General features: G+C 61.9%; 12 protein-coding genes. 3 read left to right on the top strand and 9 right to left on the bottom strand.

The window, feature by feature from the left end; genetic code table 11:
• Positions 1–345: 345 nt before the first annotated feature.
• From PCO31110_RS17325 to PCO31110_RS17295, 7 genes are all read right to left on the bottom strand, one after another.
• Entirely contained in the window at positions 346–903 is a 558-nt protein-coding gene (locus PCO31110_RS17325) for an NADPH-dependent FMN reductase (protein WP_150690973.1), read from the bottom strand.
• 436 nt (positions 904–1339) lie between these two features.
• On the bottom strand, positions 1340–2536 hold the full coding sequence (locus tag PCO31110_RS17320) for an alginate O-acetyltransferase AlgX-related protein (RefSeq protein WP_010807055.1): 1197 nt from the start codon (positions 2534–2536) through the stop codon (positions 1340–1342).
• Between the two features lie 6 nt (positions 2537–2542).
• Positions 2543–3973, bottom strand: a complete 1431-nt coding sequence (locus tag PCO31110_RS17315; RefSeq protein WP_010807056.1) for an MBOAT family O-acyltransferase — start codon at positions 3971–3973, stop codon at positions 2543–2545.
• A gap of 362 nt (positions 3974–4335) precedes the next feature.
• Entirely contained in the window at positions 4336–5934 is a 1599-nt protein-coding gene (locus tag PCO31110_RS17310; protein ID WP_246189875.1) for an efflux transporter outer membrane subunit, read from the bottom strand.
• A gap of 127 nt (positions 5935–6061) precedes the next feature.
• Positions 6062–9226 carry a multidrug efflux RND transporter permease subunit gene (locus PCO31110_RS17305; protein WP_150690972.1) on the bottom strand — a complete coding sequence of 1055 codons (3165 nt, stop codon included), beginning with the start codon at positions 9224–9226 and terminating at the stop codon, positions 6062–6064.
• Positions 9223–12402, bottom strand: a complete 3180-nt coding sequence (locus tag PCO31110_RS17300) for an MdtB/MuxB family multidrug efflux RND transporter permease subunit (protein ID WP_150690971.1) — start codon at positions 12400–12402, stop codon at positions 9223–9225. The genes PCO31110_RS17305 and PCO31110_RS17300 overlap by 4 nt, the downstream gene beginning before the upstream one ends.
• An 80-nt stretch (positions 12403–12482) precedes the next feature.
• Complete coding sequence (locus tag PCO31110_RS17295) at positions 12483–13826, bottom strand: MdtA/MuxA family multidrug efflux RND transporter periplasmic adaptor subunit (RefSeq protein ID WP_246189874.1); 1344 nt, start codon at positions 13824–13826, stop codon at positions 12483–12485.
• A 549-nt stretch (positions 13827–14375) separates the two neighbouring features.
• Between PCO31110_RS17295 and PCO31110_RS17290 the strand changes: the two genes are divergently transcribed.
• Together PCO31110_RS17290 and PCO31110_RS17285 are read left to right on the top strand one after the other, a co-directional pair.
• Complete coding sequence (locus PCO31110_RS17290) at positions 14376–15095, top strand: response regulator (RefSeq protein WP_036663232.1); 720 nt, start codon at positions 14376–14378, stop codon at positions 15093–15095.
• A 120-nt stretch (positions 15096–15215) separates the two neighbouring features.
• Positions 15216–16490, top strand: coding sequence for an ATP-binding protein (locus PCO31110_RS17285; RefSeq protein WP_150690970.1), 1275 nt, complete (start codon positions 15216–15218; stop codon positions 16488–16490).
• Positions 16491–16820: 330 nt separating this feature from the next.
• Here PCO31110_RS17285 and PCO31110_RS17280 read toward each other — a convergent pair whose 3' ends face one another.
• Together PCO31110_RS17280 and PCO31110_RS17275 are read right to left on the bottom strand one after the other, a co-directional pair.
• Positions 16821–17111, bottom strand: coding sequence for an H-NS histone family protein (locus PCO31110_RS17280; RefSeq protein WP_010807063.1), 291 nt, complete (start codon positions 17109–17111; stop codon positions 16821–16823).
• 678 nt (positions 17112–17789) lie between these two features.
• The gene (locus tag PCO31110_RS17275) at positions 17790–18026 is read right to left on the bottom strand and encodes a hypothetical protein (protein WP_150690969.1); all 237 of its coding nucleotides are present in this window, start codon (positions 18024–18026) and stop codon (positions 17790–17792) included.
• Here PCO31110_RS17275 and PCO31110_RS17270 point away from each other — a divergent pair.
• Positions 18010–18618 carry a GNAT family N-acetyltransferase gene (locus PCO31110_RS17270; RefSeq protein ID WP_010807064.1) on the top strand — a complete coding sequence of 203 codons (609 nt, stop codon included), beginning with the start codon at positions 18010–18012 and terminating at the stop codon, positions 18616–18618. The two genes, PCO31110_RS17275 and PCO31110_RS17270, sit on opposite strands and share 17 nt — an antisense overlap.
• Positions 18619–18728 lie beyond the last annotated feature (110 nt).

Below are 18728 nucleotides of genomic sequence, written 5' to 3'. Positions count from 1 at the left end.
CACCGCCGCAACGCGCGCACGGTGCTTCGCGCCTGTCATCGCATCGAAGCGCGTTCATTCTGGCAAAAAGGGATCACGCCGACCGGATGGGAAACGTCACATAGTCGATTCGGACGGGCATTCCTGCCACGCGGTGTGGTCAACGGGCGAGACGCCCGCATGCTGCCCGATAGAGCGGGCACTGCAGCCTAACGGCTTGACGGCACTCGCCCGGAGGTGAAATTGCTTGGCCGCATGGCACGGCAGTTCGTGCTACTCGCGTCACCGGCATCAGAAGGATTTACCACGGGCGTTTCCGGCATTCCGATTGTGAAGTTCGGAATTACCTTAAACACCGAGATCGGATCAAGAGAACGAACCAGCCTGTTCGCCACAGGTTGGACGGATGGCTTCCACGAAGTCAGACAAGAACGCCGATATTTGTGCCCCATACCCGCGTAGAGACAGCACATCGGCAATCTCCTCTGGAGATTTACCGATAAGAGGGATCCGTAGGAACAAGGGCTCAAGGAAGCCGTCACTAACGGTCGAAAGCACAAGCCGCAGAGATGCAAGCATCTCATCGCCTCGATGAGATGCGTGTGCAAGAGCGATGGGTTTTCCAACGGTTTCAAATCGAGAAACCATCCAGTCGATTGCATTTTTCAGGCCACCTGGAATCGCTCTTACATACTCGGGACTCGAGATAATGATGCCGTCGGAAGCTGATACGAGTTCCAGAAACTCGATGACTTGCTGCGGTGTATTGTTTCCCTCTGAGTCAGGTGAGAAGACGGGCAAGGTGTCCAGGCGATGAAAAACAGACAGCTTGACGTCGGCCGGGACGAAGTCCTTCATCGCCATCAGCAACGCAGTATTGGTGGAGTTCCGGCGTGCGCTACCGGAAATAGCCAAGAGTTTCATGTCAATGAAATTTTGATTGGGGGCCGCCCCCTGCCGGCCAACCTCGAAGGATGGACAGAGTGCTCGAGCAATGGCCTCGCCGTCGATGCGGCCGGAGTTTTGAAGTCTAGCCCCATGATAGCGGTTCGAAGCGCTTCGATGCTCTGCAGGGCCGAGGCGGTGTTGTCATGCGCGATATTCGTCGAATTGTCATTGACCCGAGCGTTGTCTCCCACTCAGCGACTCATTTGCGATAGCACTGGGTGCGCACAAACTTCTCCGCCATCACCATGGTCTGCCGCGGGGGTTACGCGAGACGATTGCCTCGATCGCCTCCATACGGAAGCGTGCTGCTGCGTCAACCGTCGGATTGTTGAACGGCATTCTGTGGTCCTCCAGCGTGTTGATGCCTCAGCGTCCTGCAACGCGTGAAACGCCTGGGGCGCTGTAGGATTTTTCAATTTCTGCAAAGGTCCACCATGTTCTTCGGTGGGCTGTTGCTAAGCGTTTTGATATTTCGTTGGACAATCTGCAAGGCAACCACAGTGGGCTTGCGTCGGCGAACTTCATCGCCGTCCATATCTCGTCCAAGATACGCCCAGGTGTTGGCGAAGTCTTCGGCGATGAACGGCATGAGCTCGCCACTGAATGAGTCCTTGTAGAGCAGAAGTCCCCCGTGTCCAGAGCGGTTCTCGCTGAATATCGAGTCGTTGCGTTGAGGCGCGTCTGCTGGAGCGCCCACCCATTGGGAAAGTCTCGGCGTGCGCTTCTCAAAGTGGGTGTTGAAGTCTTTGAAGTACCCAGGAAGAGACAGCAGAGAAATGGCGATGTCCCCCTGGTCGAACGGCGATTGCGTGACTGTCCAGGCGTCCAACGTTGCCGCCGGGGCTGACGGAATGATGCCGTCCCGGACGAACCGATCGGCCAACGCCCGATAGCCATAGAACGCCCCCAGGGAATTCCAGTGCGTATCCGTACGCTTGTACATTTCGTATGGCGAAGTCCGCTTTGCGTCTACCAGGGCGGGTCTGAGATCCGCAAGACGGAGTTCCGGGAGTTCGACCTTGAGATAGTCGATTAGCTGGTCCAACTGCATGGTGACGCCGGCGCGTACGTGAACGCCAAGTTGTTCTGGATAGACATACTGCTTATCTGGCGCCACGATGAGATAGAACGGAATGCGGCATGCCGCCAAGGCATTTTGCGTAACTCGCAGATTCTCGGTAATTTCGCGTAGCTGCCCCTGCGAGAGTGGGTCCTTGCCCTGCAGATCGGCAAAATGAGGCTGGCCGGGCACGTAGTATTGATCGTAGAAGAGCCACTGGTTAGGGCCAACGACGACATCCTGGTTCGTCGGAGATCCAGTGCGTGCCATCTGGAGCCGCGACCCGTAATACACGAGTGCGTCACGCATTCCGAAGCGATCGCTGAACCAGCGCTCGAGCCGCTGCAGCGAATGAAGCGACAAGTCTGGGAACGGTTCCAGTACTCGGTTTTCGTGAAGTGGGGCCGGGGTGAAACTGGCGCGGCCAAACCAAACAATGGGGAGCGCGATAAGCGCGAAGAATACGAGCGGCACGGCCGCCCGGTTCAGCTTCCTGAGCCAGGTGTAGGACCGTTGTGCCCGTTGGCGGAGTTCTGCGTTTTCAAGCATGTCGGATCAGAAGCGGAAGTAAATGAACGGGTTGTACTGCCCGAGTGCGATCGACATAGCTGCAAAGATTAGCGCTGGCGCAACAAATGCTGCCGCCACGAAACCGTCAACGCTGCGCGCGACGAGCCAATCACGGACCGGCGCGAAGCGTTCAAGTGCCCAAGGGTAGAAGCCAGCCGCCAACATGACGGCGGTCGGTATAAGCCAACCAAGGTGGGTGGAAAAGAGCATCGACACGGTCACTGAAGGTTCGGTAGCCGTTGGCATGCCGACGAGCGCGCCGAAGTAGTTGAGGGCGTGCGTGGTGGTGTCGCTTCTGAATAGCACCCACGTCAACATGACAGCCAGAACGACATAGCCGTGGCGAGCCCATCGCCAGACGCCGGATCTCGAAACGACGTTCGATGGCACGATCTTTTCCAGTGTCAGCAAGGTACCGTGCGCGGCCCCCCAAAGCAGGAAATTCCAAGTTGCGCCGTGCCAGAATCCAGTGAGAAGGAAGACGATCCAGAGGTTGCACAGCGTTCTGCGGGCGCCGTCCTTATTACCACCAAGTGGGATGTACACGTAGTCGCGGAACCAGGTCGACAGGGAGATGTGCCATCTGCGCCAGAAATCTTGCATCGACTTGGCTGCATACGGGTAATTGAAGTTCTCGGGAAACCGGAAACCAAACATGCGCGCCAGTCCAATCGCCATGTCGGAATACCCAGAGAAATCAAAGTAGATCTGCAGCGTGTAGCACAGGAGGGAAAACCAGGCGACGGACGCGGACAATTCGCCGGGCGGCACGTTAAAGCCTGCGTCGGCCACTATCGCGAGCTGATTGGCGATAAGCACCTTTTTCGCGAGACCCATCGTGAAGCGCAGCGCCCCGGCAGACACGTCGTCGAGGCGGGCGACTCGTGCCCGAAGTTGCGACTGGATGTCTTTGTATCGGATGATCGGGCCCGCGACCAGTTGGGGAAACAGCGTGATGTACAGGCAGTAGTCGACGATGCTTCGATTCGGCTGTGCGTTTCTCCGATAGATGTCGACCAGGTATGAGATCGCGTGGAAGGTGTAGAACGAAATGCCAATTGGCAAGGGCAGCGGTCGCAACACAAGTGGGGCCACACCAAGCGGGGACAAAACCGCGTTCAGATTATCAACGATGAAAGCCGCATACTTGAACACGCCCAATACAAAGAGGTTGATGGCCACGCCCCAACCAACCATTCTTCGCCGATTCTTTGCCCGATCGATGCCGATGGCCAAACGGAAGTTGATTCCGATGGAGACGATCATCAAAATCAAGAAGCGAGGTTCGCCCCAGGCATAGAAGACGATGCTAGCCAGCGCGAGCGTGAAATTGCGCCACGGACGGGGCGTCAGGAAGTACGCGGCCAAAGTGATTGGGAGAAACAATCCCAAAAAGGCGATGCTGCTGAAAACCACGGGAAAATCCTCTGGATTTATTGGTCTTGTCCAAAAACGCGTGCCAAATGTGAACGTGATCTTCTACTAATGCCGTACGCGTTCGGGCCGTATTGTAATGCGAGCCACTGCGACGCCGGAACCCGAACGATAGTCGGTTGTCAGCTAGGGAGGGGGGGCACAACATCATGTCGAGCTGGGCGGCCTCCTCGTCGTCCAGGCGGTCGAGCACAGATGCTGTGCCCGTTGGAGGCTGCCTGTGCGCGCTCGCGGCCGCTCTCACATGCGTCGGAAAATGCGCCGCCGGACGATATGAGGTGCGCAGCGCTTGCCGGTTGAAGGCGAACGCAGCCGGCCGGTAGCGAGGGTGCCCTGCCTGCGCATCATTCTTGTGCGTCACCGCTTTTGGCCGGGCTCGCGACGTCGGACATCGCCCCAACCTCCGGAGCACCACGGTTCGCTCCCTCGGCCGGCAGTCCATGCCAACCACCACCAAGTGCCGTCACGAGCAGTACGTTTGCCGTGAATTGACGGCCGAGGATCGTCAACGCCGTACGCTCCGTGGTGTACGCAGTCGCCTGCGCGGTCAACACGTTCTGAAAACTGACCGTACCCGCCTTGTACTGATTGAGGATCAGTTGCAGCGCGTCGCGTGACGACTGCACGGCCTGATTTTGCACGACGGACTCTCGCCCGAGATAGTTCAGCGCGGCGAGATTATCCTCGACCGACTGGAACGCACTCAGTACGGTCTGACGGTAGGTCGCGACCTGCGCGTCGTAGGCAGCAATGGCCGCGTCGGTCTGCGCACGGCGCAAACCGCCGTCGAAGAGCGTAGCCGCCAGCGCGGGACCAACCGACCAGAAGCGGCTCGGCAGCGTCAGCCAGTTGGCGAAGCTGCTGCTCTGGAACCCCCCCGTCGCCGCGAGCGTGAGCGCCGGGAAGAAGGCCGCCTTGGCCACACCGATCTTCGCGTTGGCCGCCGCCACCGACCGCTCTGCCGCCGCGATGTCAGGCCGGCGTTCCAGCAATGTCGACGGCAGGCTGACCGGCACCGGCGGCAATGCGGCGCGCAATGGCGCGACCGTCAGCGCGAACGCCGCCGGGGCCTTGCCGACGAGTAGCGCAATCGCGTGCTCCAGTTGCGCCCGCGTCACCTCGATATCGATCGCAGACGCCTGTGCCGATTGCAATTGTGTTTGCGCCTGAATCACGTCCGAGCGCTGCGCCACGCCGACAGCGTACTGGTTCTGCGTCAGCTTGAGCGTTTGCTCATAGGTAGCGACCGTGCGATCCAGCAACGCTTTCTGCGCATCCGTCACCCGCAGGTCGAAGTAATTCTGCGCGAGCAACGCCTGCGCCGACAGACGTGCATTGGCCAGATCGGCCGCGCTCGCCTCGGCGCCGGCGTTACCGGCCTCGACCGAGCGACGCACGCTGCCCCAGATGTCCGGCTCCCAACTCGCCGTACCCGACAGGCTATAGCTGTTCGAGATGCCGCCCACGCCCGATCCGCTCACCGCCGTGTTGCTCACACGCGAGCTGGCGCGCGTGAGGCCCGCATCGGCGCCAATCGTCGGGAAGAAGGCAGAACGGGCTTGCGAAGCCACGGCCAGTGCCTGGCGGTAGTTGGCCTCGGCAACCTTGATGTTCTGGTTGTTGACGTCGACCTGCGCCATCAATTCGGAGAGCACGGGGTCCTGATAGATCGCCCACCACTCGCCCTTCGACATCGCGTCGCCGGGCTCGGCCAGCTTCCAGTCGCCGGTCTCCTTGAACGCAGCCGGCGCCTCGACGTCGGGGCGTACATAGTCCGGCCCTACGGCGCAGCCCGCGAGCCATAACACAGCACTCGCGGCCAGGAATGTCGCGGTACGGCGCGCATGCACAGATGCCGCCCCGCCCCGCCCTTGCCGCGCTGGCGCGGCAGTTCCCGCGCGAGAACGAACGGTGGAGACTTGACGTTTCAGGGGTTGGGACATGGCATACATCGGCCCATCGGCCGGGACGGAAGTTTCGGAGAACGCGCCGGGTGGCACGCCGGGAAGCACGTCGGGAAGCACGTCGGGAAGCGCACAGGAAAGCCCGCAGCGCGGGCGACGAACGGCATCAGCCACGGCCCACCTCCCCAACGTCGCTATGGCCGGTCTGGCCACGTGCACGCCGTCGCGCCCAGCGTACGCGCACACGGTCGAGATACAGATACACCACCGGCGTCGTGTAGAGCGTGAGCACCTGGCTCACAAGCAGGCCGCCCACGATGGAGATCCCCAGCGGCTGACGCAACTCCGCGCCGTCGCCGGTGCCCAGTGCCAGTGGAACCGCACCGAGCATGGCGGCCATCGTCGTCATCATGATCGGCCGGAAGCGCAGTACGCACGCGTGATAAATGGCGTCTCGCGGCGACATGTTCCGACGCCGCTCGGCATCGAGCGCGAAGTCGATCATCATGATCGCGTTCTTCTTCACGATACCGATCAGCAGAATCACGCCGATGAGCGCGATGATGCTGAACTCCGTGTTGAACAGCAGCAGGGCCAGCAACGCCCCCACGCCCGCCGACGGCAATGTCGACAGGATGGTGAGCGGATGGATGTAGCTCTCATAGAGCACGCCCAGCACGATATACACCGTGAGCAGCGCCGTCAGGATCAGGATCGGCTGCGACGACAGGGCCGACTGGAAGGCCTGCGCCGTGCCCTGGAAGCTGCCTTGTACGGACGTGGGCATGCCCAACCGGCCCACGGCATCCTTGACCGACGCCTGTGCCTCGGACAGCGAGACCCCCGGCGGCAGATTGAACGAAATCGTGCTCGCCGCGAACTGCCCCTGGTGCGACACCCCCAGCGCGGTGTTCGTCGGGTGGTAACGCGCGAACGCCGAGAGCGGCACTTGCGCCCCCGCCGACGTCACCACATAGATGTCCTTGAGCGACTCGGGGCTTTGCCACCATTGCGGCGCCACCTCCATCACGACCTTGTACTGATTGAGCGGGTTGTAGATGGTGGAGACCTGGCGCTGCCCGAAGGCGTCGTTGAGCACGTTATCGATCTGACTCATCGTGAGCCCGAGGCGCGACGCCTGATCGCGGTCCACGTCGAGCGTCGTCTGCAACCCCTTGTCCTGCTGGTCGGTATTCACGTCGACGAGGTTCGGCAGACGCGAGATCGCGTTGCGCACTTTCGGCTCCCACTCGCGCAACTGCTGAAGATCGTCCGCCTGCAACGTGTACTGATACTGCGCATTGCTGGAGCGCCCGCCCACGCGAATGTCCTGCACCGATTGCAAATAGAGCATCGCGCCCGGCTCCTTCGCCAGCTTGCTGCGCAAGCGCGCGATGACCTGATCGGCCGAGAGCTTGCGCACGCCCAACGGCTTGAGTGTGACGAACATCGAGCCGCCGTTGCGGTTCGAGCCGCCGGTAAAGCCCGTGACGGTCGCCACATCAGGGTCGGCCTGCACGATCTTGATGAAGTCGGCGAGCTTCTTCTCCATCGCCTGGAACGAAATCGCCTGATCGGCCTGAATGAAGCCGATCATCCGCCCCGTGTCCTGCTGCGGGAAGAAGCCCTTCGGCACGACGGTGTACAGCCACACATTCAGGCAGATCGTTGCGAACAGAATCAGCAGCATCAGCGGACCATGGCGCAGCGCCCATGACAGCGAGCGCTCGTACTCGCGCAACATCGCGTCGAACCCGCGCTCGGTCCAGGCGCCCAGGCGTGTCCAGAGCGACGGGCGCGGCGGCGGCTCCGGTGCGAGGGGCGCCGTGCCGGCCGGCACACCCGGTGCCGGCTTGCCCTTGAGCAGACGTGCGCACATCATCGGCGTGGTCGTGAGCGAGACGACCAGCGAAACCATGATGGCCGCCGAGAGCGTGACCGCGAATTCACGGAACAACCGGCCGACAATGCCGCCCATCATCAACAGCGGAATGAACACCGCAATCAGCGAAATACTCATCGAAAGCACAGTGAAGCCCACTTCGCGCGTGCCTTTGAGCGCCGCCGCGAACGGACTCAGCCCCTCTTCGATATGGCGCGAGATGTTCTCCAGCACCACGATGGCGTCGTCGACCACGAAGCCCGTTGCGATGGTGAGCGCCATGAGCGAGAGGTTATCGAGACTGAAGCCGCACAGGTACATCACCCCGAACGTGCCGATCAGCGAGACGGGCACGGCCACACTCGGAATCAGCGTTGCCCGCCAGTTCCGCAGGAAGATGAAGACCACCAGGATCACGAGCGCAATCGAAATCAGCAGCGTGCGCTCGACTTCCCTCAGCGACGCGCGGATAGTCGGCGTGCGGTCCATCACGACGTCGAGATTGATCGCGGCCGGAATCGAGGCGCGCAGATTCGGCAGGATCTTGTTGATGCCGTCGACCGTCTCGATGATGTTTGCGCCGGGCTGCGTCGTGATGACGAGCAGCACCGACGGCTTGCCGTTGGCCGACCCCGCATTGCGCAAGTCCTGAACCGAATCGACCACATCGGCGATATCGGCCAGACGCACCGGCCGCCCCTCCCGATATGCGACGATGACCGGCAGGTATTCCTTCGCCGTCTTCGCCTGATCGTTGGCGAGAATCTGCCAGCGCCGGTCGCCCTCTTCGAGCGCACCCTTCGGGCGGTTCGCGTTGACCGCCTGAATTGCCGTACGCACCGTCTCGAGCGGAATCTGGTACTTGTTGAGGGCTGTCGGGTTGAGTTCGACGCGCACCGCCGGCAACGAGCTGCCGCCAACCGTCACATCGCCCACGCCTTCGAGCTGCGAGAGCTTCTGCGCAAGGATGGTCGACGCCGCGTCGTACATCTGCCCGCGCGTCATGCTCTCGGAGGTCAATGCAATGATCATCACCGGCGCGCTCGCCGGATTCACCTTGCGATAGGTCGGGTTGCTGGGCAACCCCGACGGCAGCAGGCTACGTGCGGCATTGATCGCCGCCTGCACGTCGCGCGCCGCGCCGTTGATGTCGCGCGAGAGATCGAACTGCAACGTGATGCGCGTCGATCCCAGCGAACTGTTCGACGTCATTTCCGTCACGCCGGCAATACGGCCAAGCGAACGCTCCAGCGGCGTGGCCACGCTCGCGGCCATCGTCTCGGGGCTGGCGCCCGGCAGCGAGGCCGAAACGGAGATCGTCGGGAAGTCGACCTGCGGCAGCGGCGAGATAGGCAGCAGCCCGAACGCGACGATGCCCGCGAGCGTCACCCCGATGGTGAGCAGAACGGTCGCGACCGAGCGCCGGATGAAGACGGCCGACAGGTTCATTGTGCGGGGCCGTCCGTCGTGACCGGGCCTGCGCCGCCGCCCGGGTTGCCGTGATCGCCATGATCGCCTTGCTCGTGATCGTCCGACGGTCCGAAGCGCCGCTCACGCCAGGCGCGCGCCCGCGCGGCCCAACGGTCGAACCACAGATAGATCACCGGCGTGGTGAACAGCGTCAGCACCTGACTGACCATCAACCCGCCCACCATCGTGATGCCCAGCGGCTGACGCAACTCGGAGCCCACCCCGGCGCCCAGCATGAGCGGCAGCGCGCCCAGCACGGCCGCCATCGTCGTCATCAGAATCGGACGGAAACGCAGCAGACACGCCTGATAGATCGCCTCGCGCGGCGCCATGCCATGCTGGCGCTCCGCCTCGAGCGCGAAGTCGATCATCATGATGGCGTTCTTCTTCACGATACCGATCAGCAAGATGATGCCGATGATCGCGATGATGCTGATGTCGTTGCCGGAGACCATAAGCGCCAGCAGCGCGCCCACGCCGGCCGACGGCAGCGTCGACAGAATGGTGATCGGGTGGATGTAGCTCTCATAGAGCACGCCCAGCACGATATACATCGTCACGACCGCCGCGAGAATCAGCCACAAGGTGTTCGAGAGCGACGCCTGGAACGCTTGCGCCGCGCCCTGGAACGTCGTCTGTGTACTCACCGGCAGGCCGATGGACTGCTCGGCCGCGGTGATCGCCTTCACGGCGTCGCCCAGCGACGCGCCGCGGGCGAGGTTGAAAGAGATCGTCGCGGACGGGAACTGCGCCTGATGGTTGATCGCCAGCGGTGTGGGCTTTTCCACGACCCTCGCAAACGACGTGAGCGGCACCTGCACGCCCGACAAGGACGCGACGTAAATGCCCTTGAGCGCGTCGGGCCCGCGCTGGAAGTCCTCTGCCACTTCGAGCACCACGCGGTATTGCGACGCCTGCGTATAGATCGTCGAAATCAGCCGTTGGCCGAACGCACTGTAAAGCGTCTGGTCAACGGCGGACGGCGTGACGCCCAGACGGCTCGCCGTATCGCGGTCGATCTCCACGTACGCTTGCAGGCCGTTGACTTGCAGATCGCTCGTGACGTCAGCCAGTTGCGGCATGTGTTGCAGCTTGTCGACGAGTTTCGGCACCCAGACGCCAAGCGTATCCAGACTGGGGTCTTGCAGCGTGAACTGGTACTGCGTGCGGCTGATGCGGTCTTCGATCGTCAGATCCTGAACCGGCTGCATGTAAAGCGTGATGCCAGGCACCTTCGCGGCTTCGGGCTGAATGCGCCGGATGACTTCCGAGGCGTCGATCCCGCGCACGCCCTTGTCCTTCAGGTTGATGAGCAGACGCCCGCTGTTGAGCGTGGCGTTCACCCCATCCACACCGATGAACGACGACACCGATTCGACGGCCGGATCTTGCAGCACCGCAGCGACCAGCGCCTGCTGCCGCTCGCCCATCGCCGCAAACGAGATCGACTGCGGCGCTTCGGAGATGCCCTGGATGACCCCCGTGTCCTGCACCGGGAAGAAACCCTTCGGCACCCACATGTACAGCAGCACCGTGAGCACGAGCGTGCCCAGCGCGACGAGCAGCGTCGCGAACTGACGGTCGAGCACCCACGTGAGCCATTCGCCGTACTTCGCGATGATGCGGTCGAATATCTCGCCGGTCTTGCGATAGAACTTGCCCTGCTTCTCTTCCGGCACGTGACGCAGCAGCTTCGCGCACATCATGGGTGTCAACGTGAGCGAGACCACGGCGGAGATCAGAATCGACACCGCCAGCGTGATCGCAAACTCGCGGAACAGGCGACCGACAACGTCGCCCATGAACAACAGCGGAATCAGCACGGCGATCAGCGAGAACGTGAGCGAAATGATCGTGAAGCCGATCTGCTCCGCGCCCTTGAGCGCCGCCTGCAACGGCTTTTCCCCCTGCTCCATGTAACGCGCGATGTTCTCGATCATCACGATGGCGTCGTCGACCACGAAGCCGGTCGCGATGGTGAGCGCCATGAGTGTCAGGTTGTTGATCGAAAAGCCCGCCAGATACATCACGCCGAACGTGCCGACCAGCGACAGCGGCACAGCCACGCTCGGGATGAGGGTTGCCGAGACGTTGCGCAGGAACAGGAAGATCACCATCACCACGAGGGCGACGGCAAGAATGAGTTCGAATTGCACGTCGGAGACCGAGGCGCGGATCGTCGTGGTGCGGTCGGTGAGCAGCTTGACGTCGATGCTGCCCGGCAGCGCGGCCTGCAACTGCGGCAACAGCGCTTTGACCTTGTTGACCGTCTCGATCACGTTCGCGCCGGGCTGGCGCTGTACGTTCAGCACGATGGCCGGCGTGGCATCGGCCCACGCGGCGAGCTTGGTGTTCTCGGCGCCGTCGACGACCTCCGCAATGTCGGAAAGCCGGATCGGGCCGCCGTTCTTGTAGGCAATCACGAGATTGCGATACTCGTCGGCCGAAGCGAGCTGGTCGTTGGCGTCGATGGTCGAGGCCCGCAGCGGACCGTCGAAACTCCCCTTCGCCTGATTGACGTTGGCCGCCGCGATGGACGTGCGAACGTCCTCGATACTGAGTCCATACGACGTGATCGCACGCGGATTGACCTGAATACGCACGGCGGGACGCTGTCCGCCCGAAATGCTCACCAGACCGATACCGGGCAACTGCGAGATCTTTTGCGCGACGCGGGTGTCGACCAGATCCTCCAGCTTGGGCAACGGCATGGTCTTCGACATGATCGCCAGCGTCAGAATCGGCGTGTCGGCCGGGTTGACCTTGCTGTAGATCGGCGGCATCGGCAGATCGCTCGGCAGCAGGTTGCTGGCGCTGTTGATGGCGGCCTGCACTTCCTGTTCCGCGACGTCGAGCCCGAGGTCGAGCGAGAACTGCAACGTGATCACCGATGCGCCGCCCGAGCTGGTCGAGGACATCTGGTTCAGGCCCGGCATCTGGCCGAACTGGCGCTCCAGCGGAGCCGTGACCGACGAGGTCATGACGTCCGGACTCGCCCCCGGATAGAGCGTGACCACCTGAATGGTCGGATAGTCGACTTCCGGCAGTGCCGAGAGCGGCAGCAACCGGTAGGCGACGAAACCGGCGAGCAGGATCGCCAGCATCAGCAACGATGTGGCGACCGGTCGGAGAATAAACGGGCGGGACGGATTCATTGGCTACGTCGAAGGGCGTCTCTGGGGGCGTGGTCGGGCTTGAGTGCGCAAGGCGTCGCGCGGGCTCACGCGACGCCGTCTTATTGCGCCGGACGGCGATGCCCGCCGCTGCCGTTGCGCTTCTCGTCCGGGGCGCGCGGTGCGACGGCCGCCGCGCGGCTCGCGGCCGTGATCACCTCGACCTTGGCGCCATCCCGCAGCTTGTCCATACCGTCGATCACGAGTTTCTCGCCGGGCACAATGCCCGACTCCACTGCCACATGGGTGCCGTCGGTCGGCCCGAGCTTCACGGTCTTGAGCTTGACCGTCTGATCCGGCTGCACGGTGTAGACGAAGCTGCCCTGCGTGCCGCGCTGCACGGCCGCACTCGGAATCAGGGTGGCGCCCTTGAGCGTGTCGACGAGCATCTTCACGTTGACGAACTGGTTCGGGAACAGCAGGCCGTCGCCATTGGCGAACTCGGCCTTGAGCTTGACGGTCCCCGTCGTCGTATCGATCTGGTTGTCGATGGAGGCGAGCTTGCCGCTCGCGAGCTTGATCTTGCCGGAACGGTCGAAGGTCTCGACGAGCAGCGTCTCGCCGCCGCGCGAGCGCTTGACCACCTTCGGCAAGCTGTCTTCGGGAATGGTGTAGACCACGGTGATCGGCGTGACCTCGTTGATGATCACGATACCGTTAGTGTCCGAAGCGTGAACGATATTGCCCGGATCGACCTGACGCAGCCCCGCGAGCCCGGAGACCGGCGCGCTCACGCTCGCATAGTTCAGTTGCAGACGGGCGTTGCCGAGCAGGCCTTCGTCGGCCTTGACCGTGCCCTCGTACTGCTTGACGAGCGCGCGCTGGGTATCGACGGTTTGTCCGGCAATCGAGTCCTGCTTGAGGAGGGTCTCGTAACGGGCAAGGTCAAGCTGGGCGTTCTTGAGCAGCGCCTGATCGCGCGCGAGTTGCCCCTCCATCTGCGTGACCTGTACCTGGAACGGACGCGGATCGATCTCGGCGAGCACCTGACCTTCCTTGACCATGTCGCCCTCCTTGAAGTGCACCTTCATGAGCTGACCATCGACCCGCGAATGCACGGTGACGCTGCGCGTTGGCGTCACGGTGCCCAGTCCGTTGAGGAAGACCGGCAAATCGCCCGTCGTCGCCTCGACCGCCGTGACCGGCGTGGCGGGTGCACCGGCCCCGGCCATACCCGCCCGGCCGCCCGCTTGCGCGGGTTTTTGCGCGCTTTGCGAGTGCAGACGGTAATAGACTCCCCCCGCGATGAGCACGACAAACAGCGCGATCACGCCCGGCACGAGCCAGCGGCGCGTGCGTGAAGGCGTGTAGGCCGCTTCTGCGTTGCGTTGCGCCCCGGACGTGGGGGATGTGGGCCGATCAGAACCGTTCGGTTGTTCCGAACCGTGGGGACCGTGCTCGGTCATGACTTCCTCGTAACAGCGGAGTAGTTAGCAGAGTCGTCCAATGAGGACGGGGATACTTTCTTGTCTGATTGCTGCGGCGCGGCAAATGGCATGGGAGCGCCGGAATCGTGCCAACCAGCGCCTTGCGCCAGCTTTGGCTGATCAGCATAGCAGACCGTTGTATAAGGCCGATGAGGCCGATGATTACAGCAGCTTTCCCCATGGGCAAGCGTTGGGGTTGCGGCTAAGAGACCGGCGGCACGGCGGATGGTTCGCGTCGCCGCCCGTGCTGCGTCTGCTACTGCGTCGCGTCTGTCTCCTGCAATGCCTTGTCGCGGCGCCCTCGCAGCACGAGATGTGCGATTGAGCGTGCCGAATTTTCCGATCGAACAGCGGCATATTGCGCTGCGCAAAGTTTGCATGATGTGGGCGAAATTCGTGCGTAATCAAAGCAGGCTCTATTATTACGCATCGTTACAGGCGACCAAGGCTGTAATGCCCGGAAACAAAACGCGTGTAAAGCCGCGTGGGGAGCCCTCTATCATGACGACACTACCTGTCAGAACAAATATGAAGATTCTTGTTGTCGACGATGATCCCGATCTGCGTGATCTGCTGCGCGAGTATCTGAGCCGCCATGGCTTCTCGGTGGCAGTGATGCACGACGGCGACGGGCTGGCCGCGCGCCTCGAGCGTGAGCGTCCGGCCCTGATCGTGCTCGACCTGATGATGCCCAAGGTCGACGGACTGACCGCGTTGCGTGACCTGCGTGCGCGTAACGACGATGTGCCGGTGATCCTGCTCACGGCACGCAGCGACGAGATCGACCGCATCGTGGGACTGGAAATCGGCGCCGACGATTATCTCGGCAAGCCATTCAGCCCGCGCGAGTTGCTGGCCCGGATCAACGCCGTGCTGCGCCGTCGCAAAACGCCGGACGCTGCCGTGCCCGAGCAGCGCGAGAACTACACGTTCGGCCCATTCGTGCTCGACTTCCGCAGCCGCACACTGACCCGGGACGCGCAGTTGCTCACGCTCTCGGACGGCGAATATGGCTTGCTGCGCCTGTTGGTGAACCATGCCATGCAGGTACTCTCTCGCGAACGCATCATCGAATTGCTCTACGGCGCAGACAGCGACGTCAACGACCGCGGCATCGACGTACAGATCTGGCGCTTGCGCCGTCTGCTCGACGAAGACGCGCAGAGCCCGCGTTTCATCCAGACCGTGCGCGGGCGCGGTTATATCTTCGTTCCCGACGGCCAACGCGCCGACATGGCCACCGGTTGATAGACCGGCGCCGGAGGCGGCCGTTTGTCACCGTCCTGTTCGAAGGTACCTCTTCCGGTCTGAGAAGGACTCCGGCATGACGCCGATACCGCTTACCCCGGCCCATATGCGGAGCATTGCATGAAAGGCCGATTCGACACACTGTTTGGCCGGCTGGCGTTGCTCATCATCGCCGCGCTGGTCATCAGCCACTTCTCGTATCTCACGATCCTGCGCAGCGATCACGACGACACGCGCGTGCAGAACGCCGCCGAGCAAATGGCGTTCATCATCAAGGCCGCGTCGGAAGTGCATGACGGCAACTCGACGCTCACGCTGCCCGACCTCGTGCAAGTCGTACCTGTCTCGCTCTCGCATGGCGATGTCTTCGAGCCGACCAACAAGCATACCCGCCTGACGACCGAACTTGCCCGGCGTCTGCCGGCCGGCACGCAACTGCGCGTGGAGCGCACCCCGCCGCCGCGCATCTGGGCACGCCTGCCGGGCCGCGACTACTGGATCGCCACGCCGGTACTGGCCGTGCGCAACCCGCCGGGCACCGCCACGATCCTGCCGGGACTGGCCGTCGTCCTCGGCATTACCGTGATCTTCGCGCTGTTTGCCGCCTGGCAGTTGCAGCGCCCGGTGCGGGATATGGCAGCGGCAGCGGAACAGCTTGCGACCCATCGCGTTCGAACGCAGGTCAAAGAGCGCGGTCCGCTGGAGTTGCGTCAACTCACCGAACGCTTCAACCGCATGAGTCAGGACATTGTGCAGACCGACCGCGAGCGCAACACGATGCTGGCCGGTATCGCCCATGATCTGAAGACGCCGCTCGCACGATTGCGCCTGCGCGCCGAAATGATCGACGACGTGCAAACGAGCGAGGGCATTACGCGCGACGCCGAATCCATGACCCGGATCGTCGATCAGTTCCTGCTGTTTGCCCGTGGCATCGAAATGGATAGCGCAGCGTCGCCGGTGGAAGCTCGTATTCCCTCCCTGATTGCGCCGTTCCTCGACCAGGGCTACACCATCGAGCTGGATTTGCAGGCCGGGCCGGGCTTCCGGCTCCGGCAGACCTACCTCGAGCGAATCGTGAACAACCTGCTGGACAACGCGGTGACGTACGGCCGGGCACCGCTCGCGATCCGCACGTCGCAAGACGCCAGCGGCTGGCGTCTGGTGATCGAAGACAGCGGGCCTGGCATTCCAAATGAAGACATCAACCGGATCGTGCGCCCCTTCGTGCGCCTCGACCCGGCACGCGGCGGCAACGCTCATTGCGGACTGGGCCTCGCCATCGTCGACAAGCTCACCCAGCAACTGGGCGGACGCGTATCGTTCAGCAACCGTTCCACGGGCGGCTTGCAGGTCACGTTGATGTTCCCGCCGGACGATCCGGGTGCGGAGTAAGCTCCCGATGCGGGATGGACAGCGGCGTCGAATCGGGCGCTGACTGCTTCACTTGCCGCACGTCCTACGCGCCGATTCCCGCGCAATGAAAAAACCCGCCGTCGATAAACGAACGGCGGGTTTTGACTTTTCAGGCAATGCATCACATCAAGCCACAGCCAGGCGATCCAAGGTTGGGGGGTAATGCGACTACTGGGCTGCTGCTTTACTGCTCTCAGGGACACGATGGAGATGGCAAGACGCGATGACATTAAGGTGTCATCGCGACTATCGGCTCCCCGACCTCCCTGGCATGTGACCGGCAATGCCAGTCCGGCGTTTACCGGCGAATTACTTGATCAGGAATTTCTCTTTGTTCTTTCCGACCCACTTCGGCGCACGGCCACGGCCCGACCACGTTTCGCCGGTGGCCGGATTCATATACTTCGGCGCAATCTGTGCACGAACGGCGCGGCGGCGGCCATCCATCGTGGCAAGACCCAGATCCTTAGCAGTCAGTTCGTATTCCTGGATCTTCTGTTTGACTTCGGCGATGACCTGAGCCACCTCGCGGGTCCGGGCCTCTTCGATTTGCTTTTCGATCTTTTCGCGTTGCGCGACGAGTTCCTTATAGCTTGCCATCTGGCGTGTCCTTACGTTGTTAAAAATGGATCGCCACTTAAAATAGCACGAGTTTTAATAATTTGAAAACGGCATTTCCATCAAGTGAGCCTGCGAACGCGAAAATTTCATTGAATTGTCTGATCGGCGGTTCAGAAAATGCACGGGATCGGGGCATGAATCCAGGATTACTACCACCCCCGCGTTGCCGATATTTCTCGATAAGCGGTGTCAATTACGTCGCAATAGGGAACAAATTCGTCAGATAGTGATCAGTACTCCACGCGGCCTCATGGGTCCACGCGCTATCCTGCATGATTTGGCGGGCATTCGCCGGCCAAGCGCTCTCAGATCCACGACATCGGCATTTCGATCATTTGATCGCCACAAGATATACGATCCTAAATATTTAAGCGCAATCCGATCATTCCGTTATCCGAAGCACTGTGCTCATTCGGACTATTCGCGTCCGACGCCGCGATTTGCGGATAACCCGGGGATGAGAATTTTTCATAGGAATTAGGCAGCTTTCGTCCGACGTCCCATTGGTGTCTGCGGATGCCATGCCCATGGTTGCTCGCAATACACCTTTTCGCGATATCGGCGGCAATATGCCCCCGATGGCCCTCCGAGCGTCGAGACACCGATAAATCGGGACAAACCGGCGCACCTTCCGATTTGTTGACGTATACGTCAGTCTCATGCGCCGATGTCATTTCCCGAATCGAAAGAGTTTTCGTAAGATAGGCCTCGTGAGATTGGACAATCCGTCTGCATGCGATTGCCCGCAGAGTCCCATTCGGCAAGGCTTACCACCGGGAAAACCGCATTTTCACGAATGCAATTAAGCAAATCCTGATTTATCTCGATCGGCAATTGCCAACGGAATTCGCACTGATTCAACAGGGATTTTGAACGCATGACGACTTCGACCATTGCCGTGGACTCGCACTCCCCTTTCGGCACGCCCGCGCCGACGCTCACCACCGAGCGTACGATCTTGCGTCAGTGGCGCACGGAAGATCTACCGCTTTTTGCCGCACTCAACGCCGATCGGGAAGTCATGCGCCACTTTCCGACAACGCTCGATCGGGCCCAGAGCGACGCCATCGCCCACCGGCTGGCGCAACACATCGAGATGCATGGCTATGGCCCATGGGCGCTGGAGATTCCAGGCGTGACGCCGTTCGCCGGTTTCGTCGGTCTGATGCGCGTCGGCTTCGATGCCCCTTTCGTGCCCGCCGTGGAAATCGGCTGGCGGCTGGCGTCGGCGTGGTGGTCGAAGGGATATGCAACGGAAGCGGCGAGCGCCGCGGCGCAGTTCGCCTTTGGCACACTGGGCCTCGACGGGTTGGTCTCGTTCACCGTACCCGCCAACGTCCGATCGAGAGCGGTGATGCAGCGCATCGGTATGCGGCACTGCCCCGACGAAGACTTTCTGCACCCCTTGATTCCGCCGGGTCACCGGCTGCGCCGCCACGTACTGTATCGGCTCGACGCTCACGAATTGGCGGCCGGCAAGCGGTAAGCGTCGCCTTCGCGATTGAAGCGTACGCTTCAATCGTGGGAGAATCCGAGTCTTTGCGCCAGCCGTCTCCCCCATCGTGTCGCGCGCCGTCATCATCCCGCTCATCATCG

The sequence above is a fragment of the Pandoraea communis genome, from assembly GCF_902459745.1.
GTDB classification, from domain to species: domain Bacteria; phylum Pseudomonadota; class Gammaproteobacteria; order Burkholderiales; family Burkholderiaceae; genus Pandoraea; species Pandoraea communis.
The sequence above is the reverse complement of the archived record's forward strand: the minus strand, read 5'-3'. Positions and strand labels throughout refer to the sequence as shown.

Excerpts from the sequence above, each read along its gene's own strand:
- PCO31110_RS17280 (WP_010807063.1), bottom strand. The coding sequence starts at position 17,111 with ATGGCAAGCTATAAGGAACTCGTCGCGCAACGCGAAAAGATCGAAAAG.
- PCO31110_RS17295 (WP_246189874.1), bottom strand. The coding sequence starts at position 13,826 with ATGACCGAGCACGGTCCCCACGGTTCGGAACAACCGAACGGTTCTGAT.
- PCO31110_RS17320 (WP_010807055.1), bottom strand. The coding sequence starts at position 2,536 with ATGCTTGAAAACGCAGAACTCCGCCAACGGGCACAACGGTCCTACACC.
- PCO31110_RS17300 (WP_150690971.1), bottom strand. The coding sequence starts at position 12,402 with ATGAATCCGTCCCGCCCGTTTATTCTCCGACCGGTCGCCACATCGTTG.
- PCO31110_RS17270 (WP_010807064.1), top strand. The coding sequence starts at position 18,010 with ATGACGACTTCGACCATTGCCGTGGACTCGCACTCCCCTTTCGGCACG.
- PCO31110_RS17325 (WP_150690973.1), bottom strand. The coding sequence starts at position 903 with ATGAAACTCTTGGCTATTTCCGGTAGCGCACGCCGGAACTCCACCAAT.
- PCO31110_RS17305 (WP_150690972.1), bottom strand. The coding sequence starts at position 9,226 with ATGAACCTGTCGGCCGTCTTCATCCGGCGCTCGGTCGCGACCGTTCTG.
- PCO31110_RS17285 (WP_150690970.1), top strand. The coding sequence starts at position 15,216 with ATGAAAGGCCGATTCGACACACTGTTTGGCCGGCTGGCGTTGCTCATC.
- PCO31110_RS17310 (WP_246189875.1), bottom strand. The coding sequence starts at position 5,934 with ATGTCCCAACCCCTGAAACGTCAAGTCTCCACCGTTCGTTCTCGCGCG.
- PCO31110_RS17275 (WP_150690969.1), bottom strand. The coding sequence starts at position 18,026 with ATGGTCGAAGTCGTCATGCGTTCAAAATCCCTGTTGAATCAGTGCGAA.
- PCO31110_RS17290 (WP_036663232.1), top strand. The coding sequence starts at position 14,376 with ATGAAGATTCTTGTTGTCGACGATGATCCCGATCTGCGTGATCTGCTG.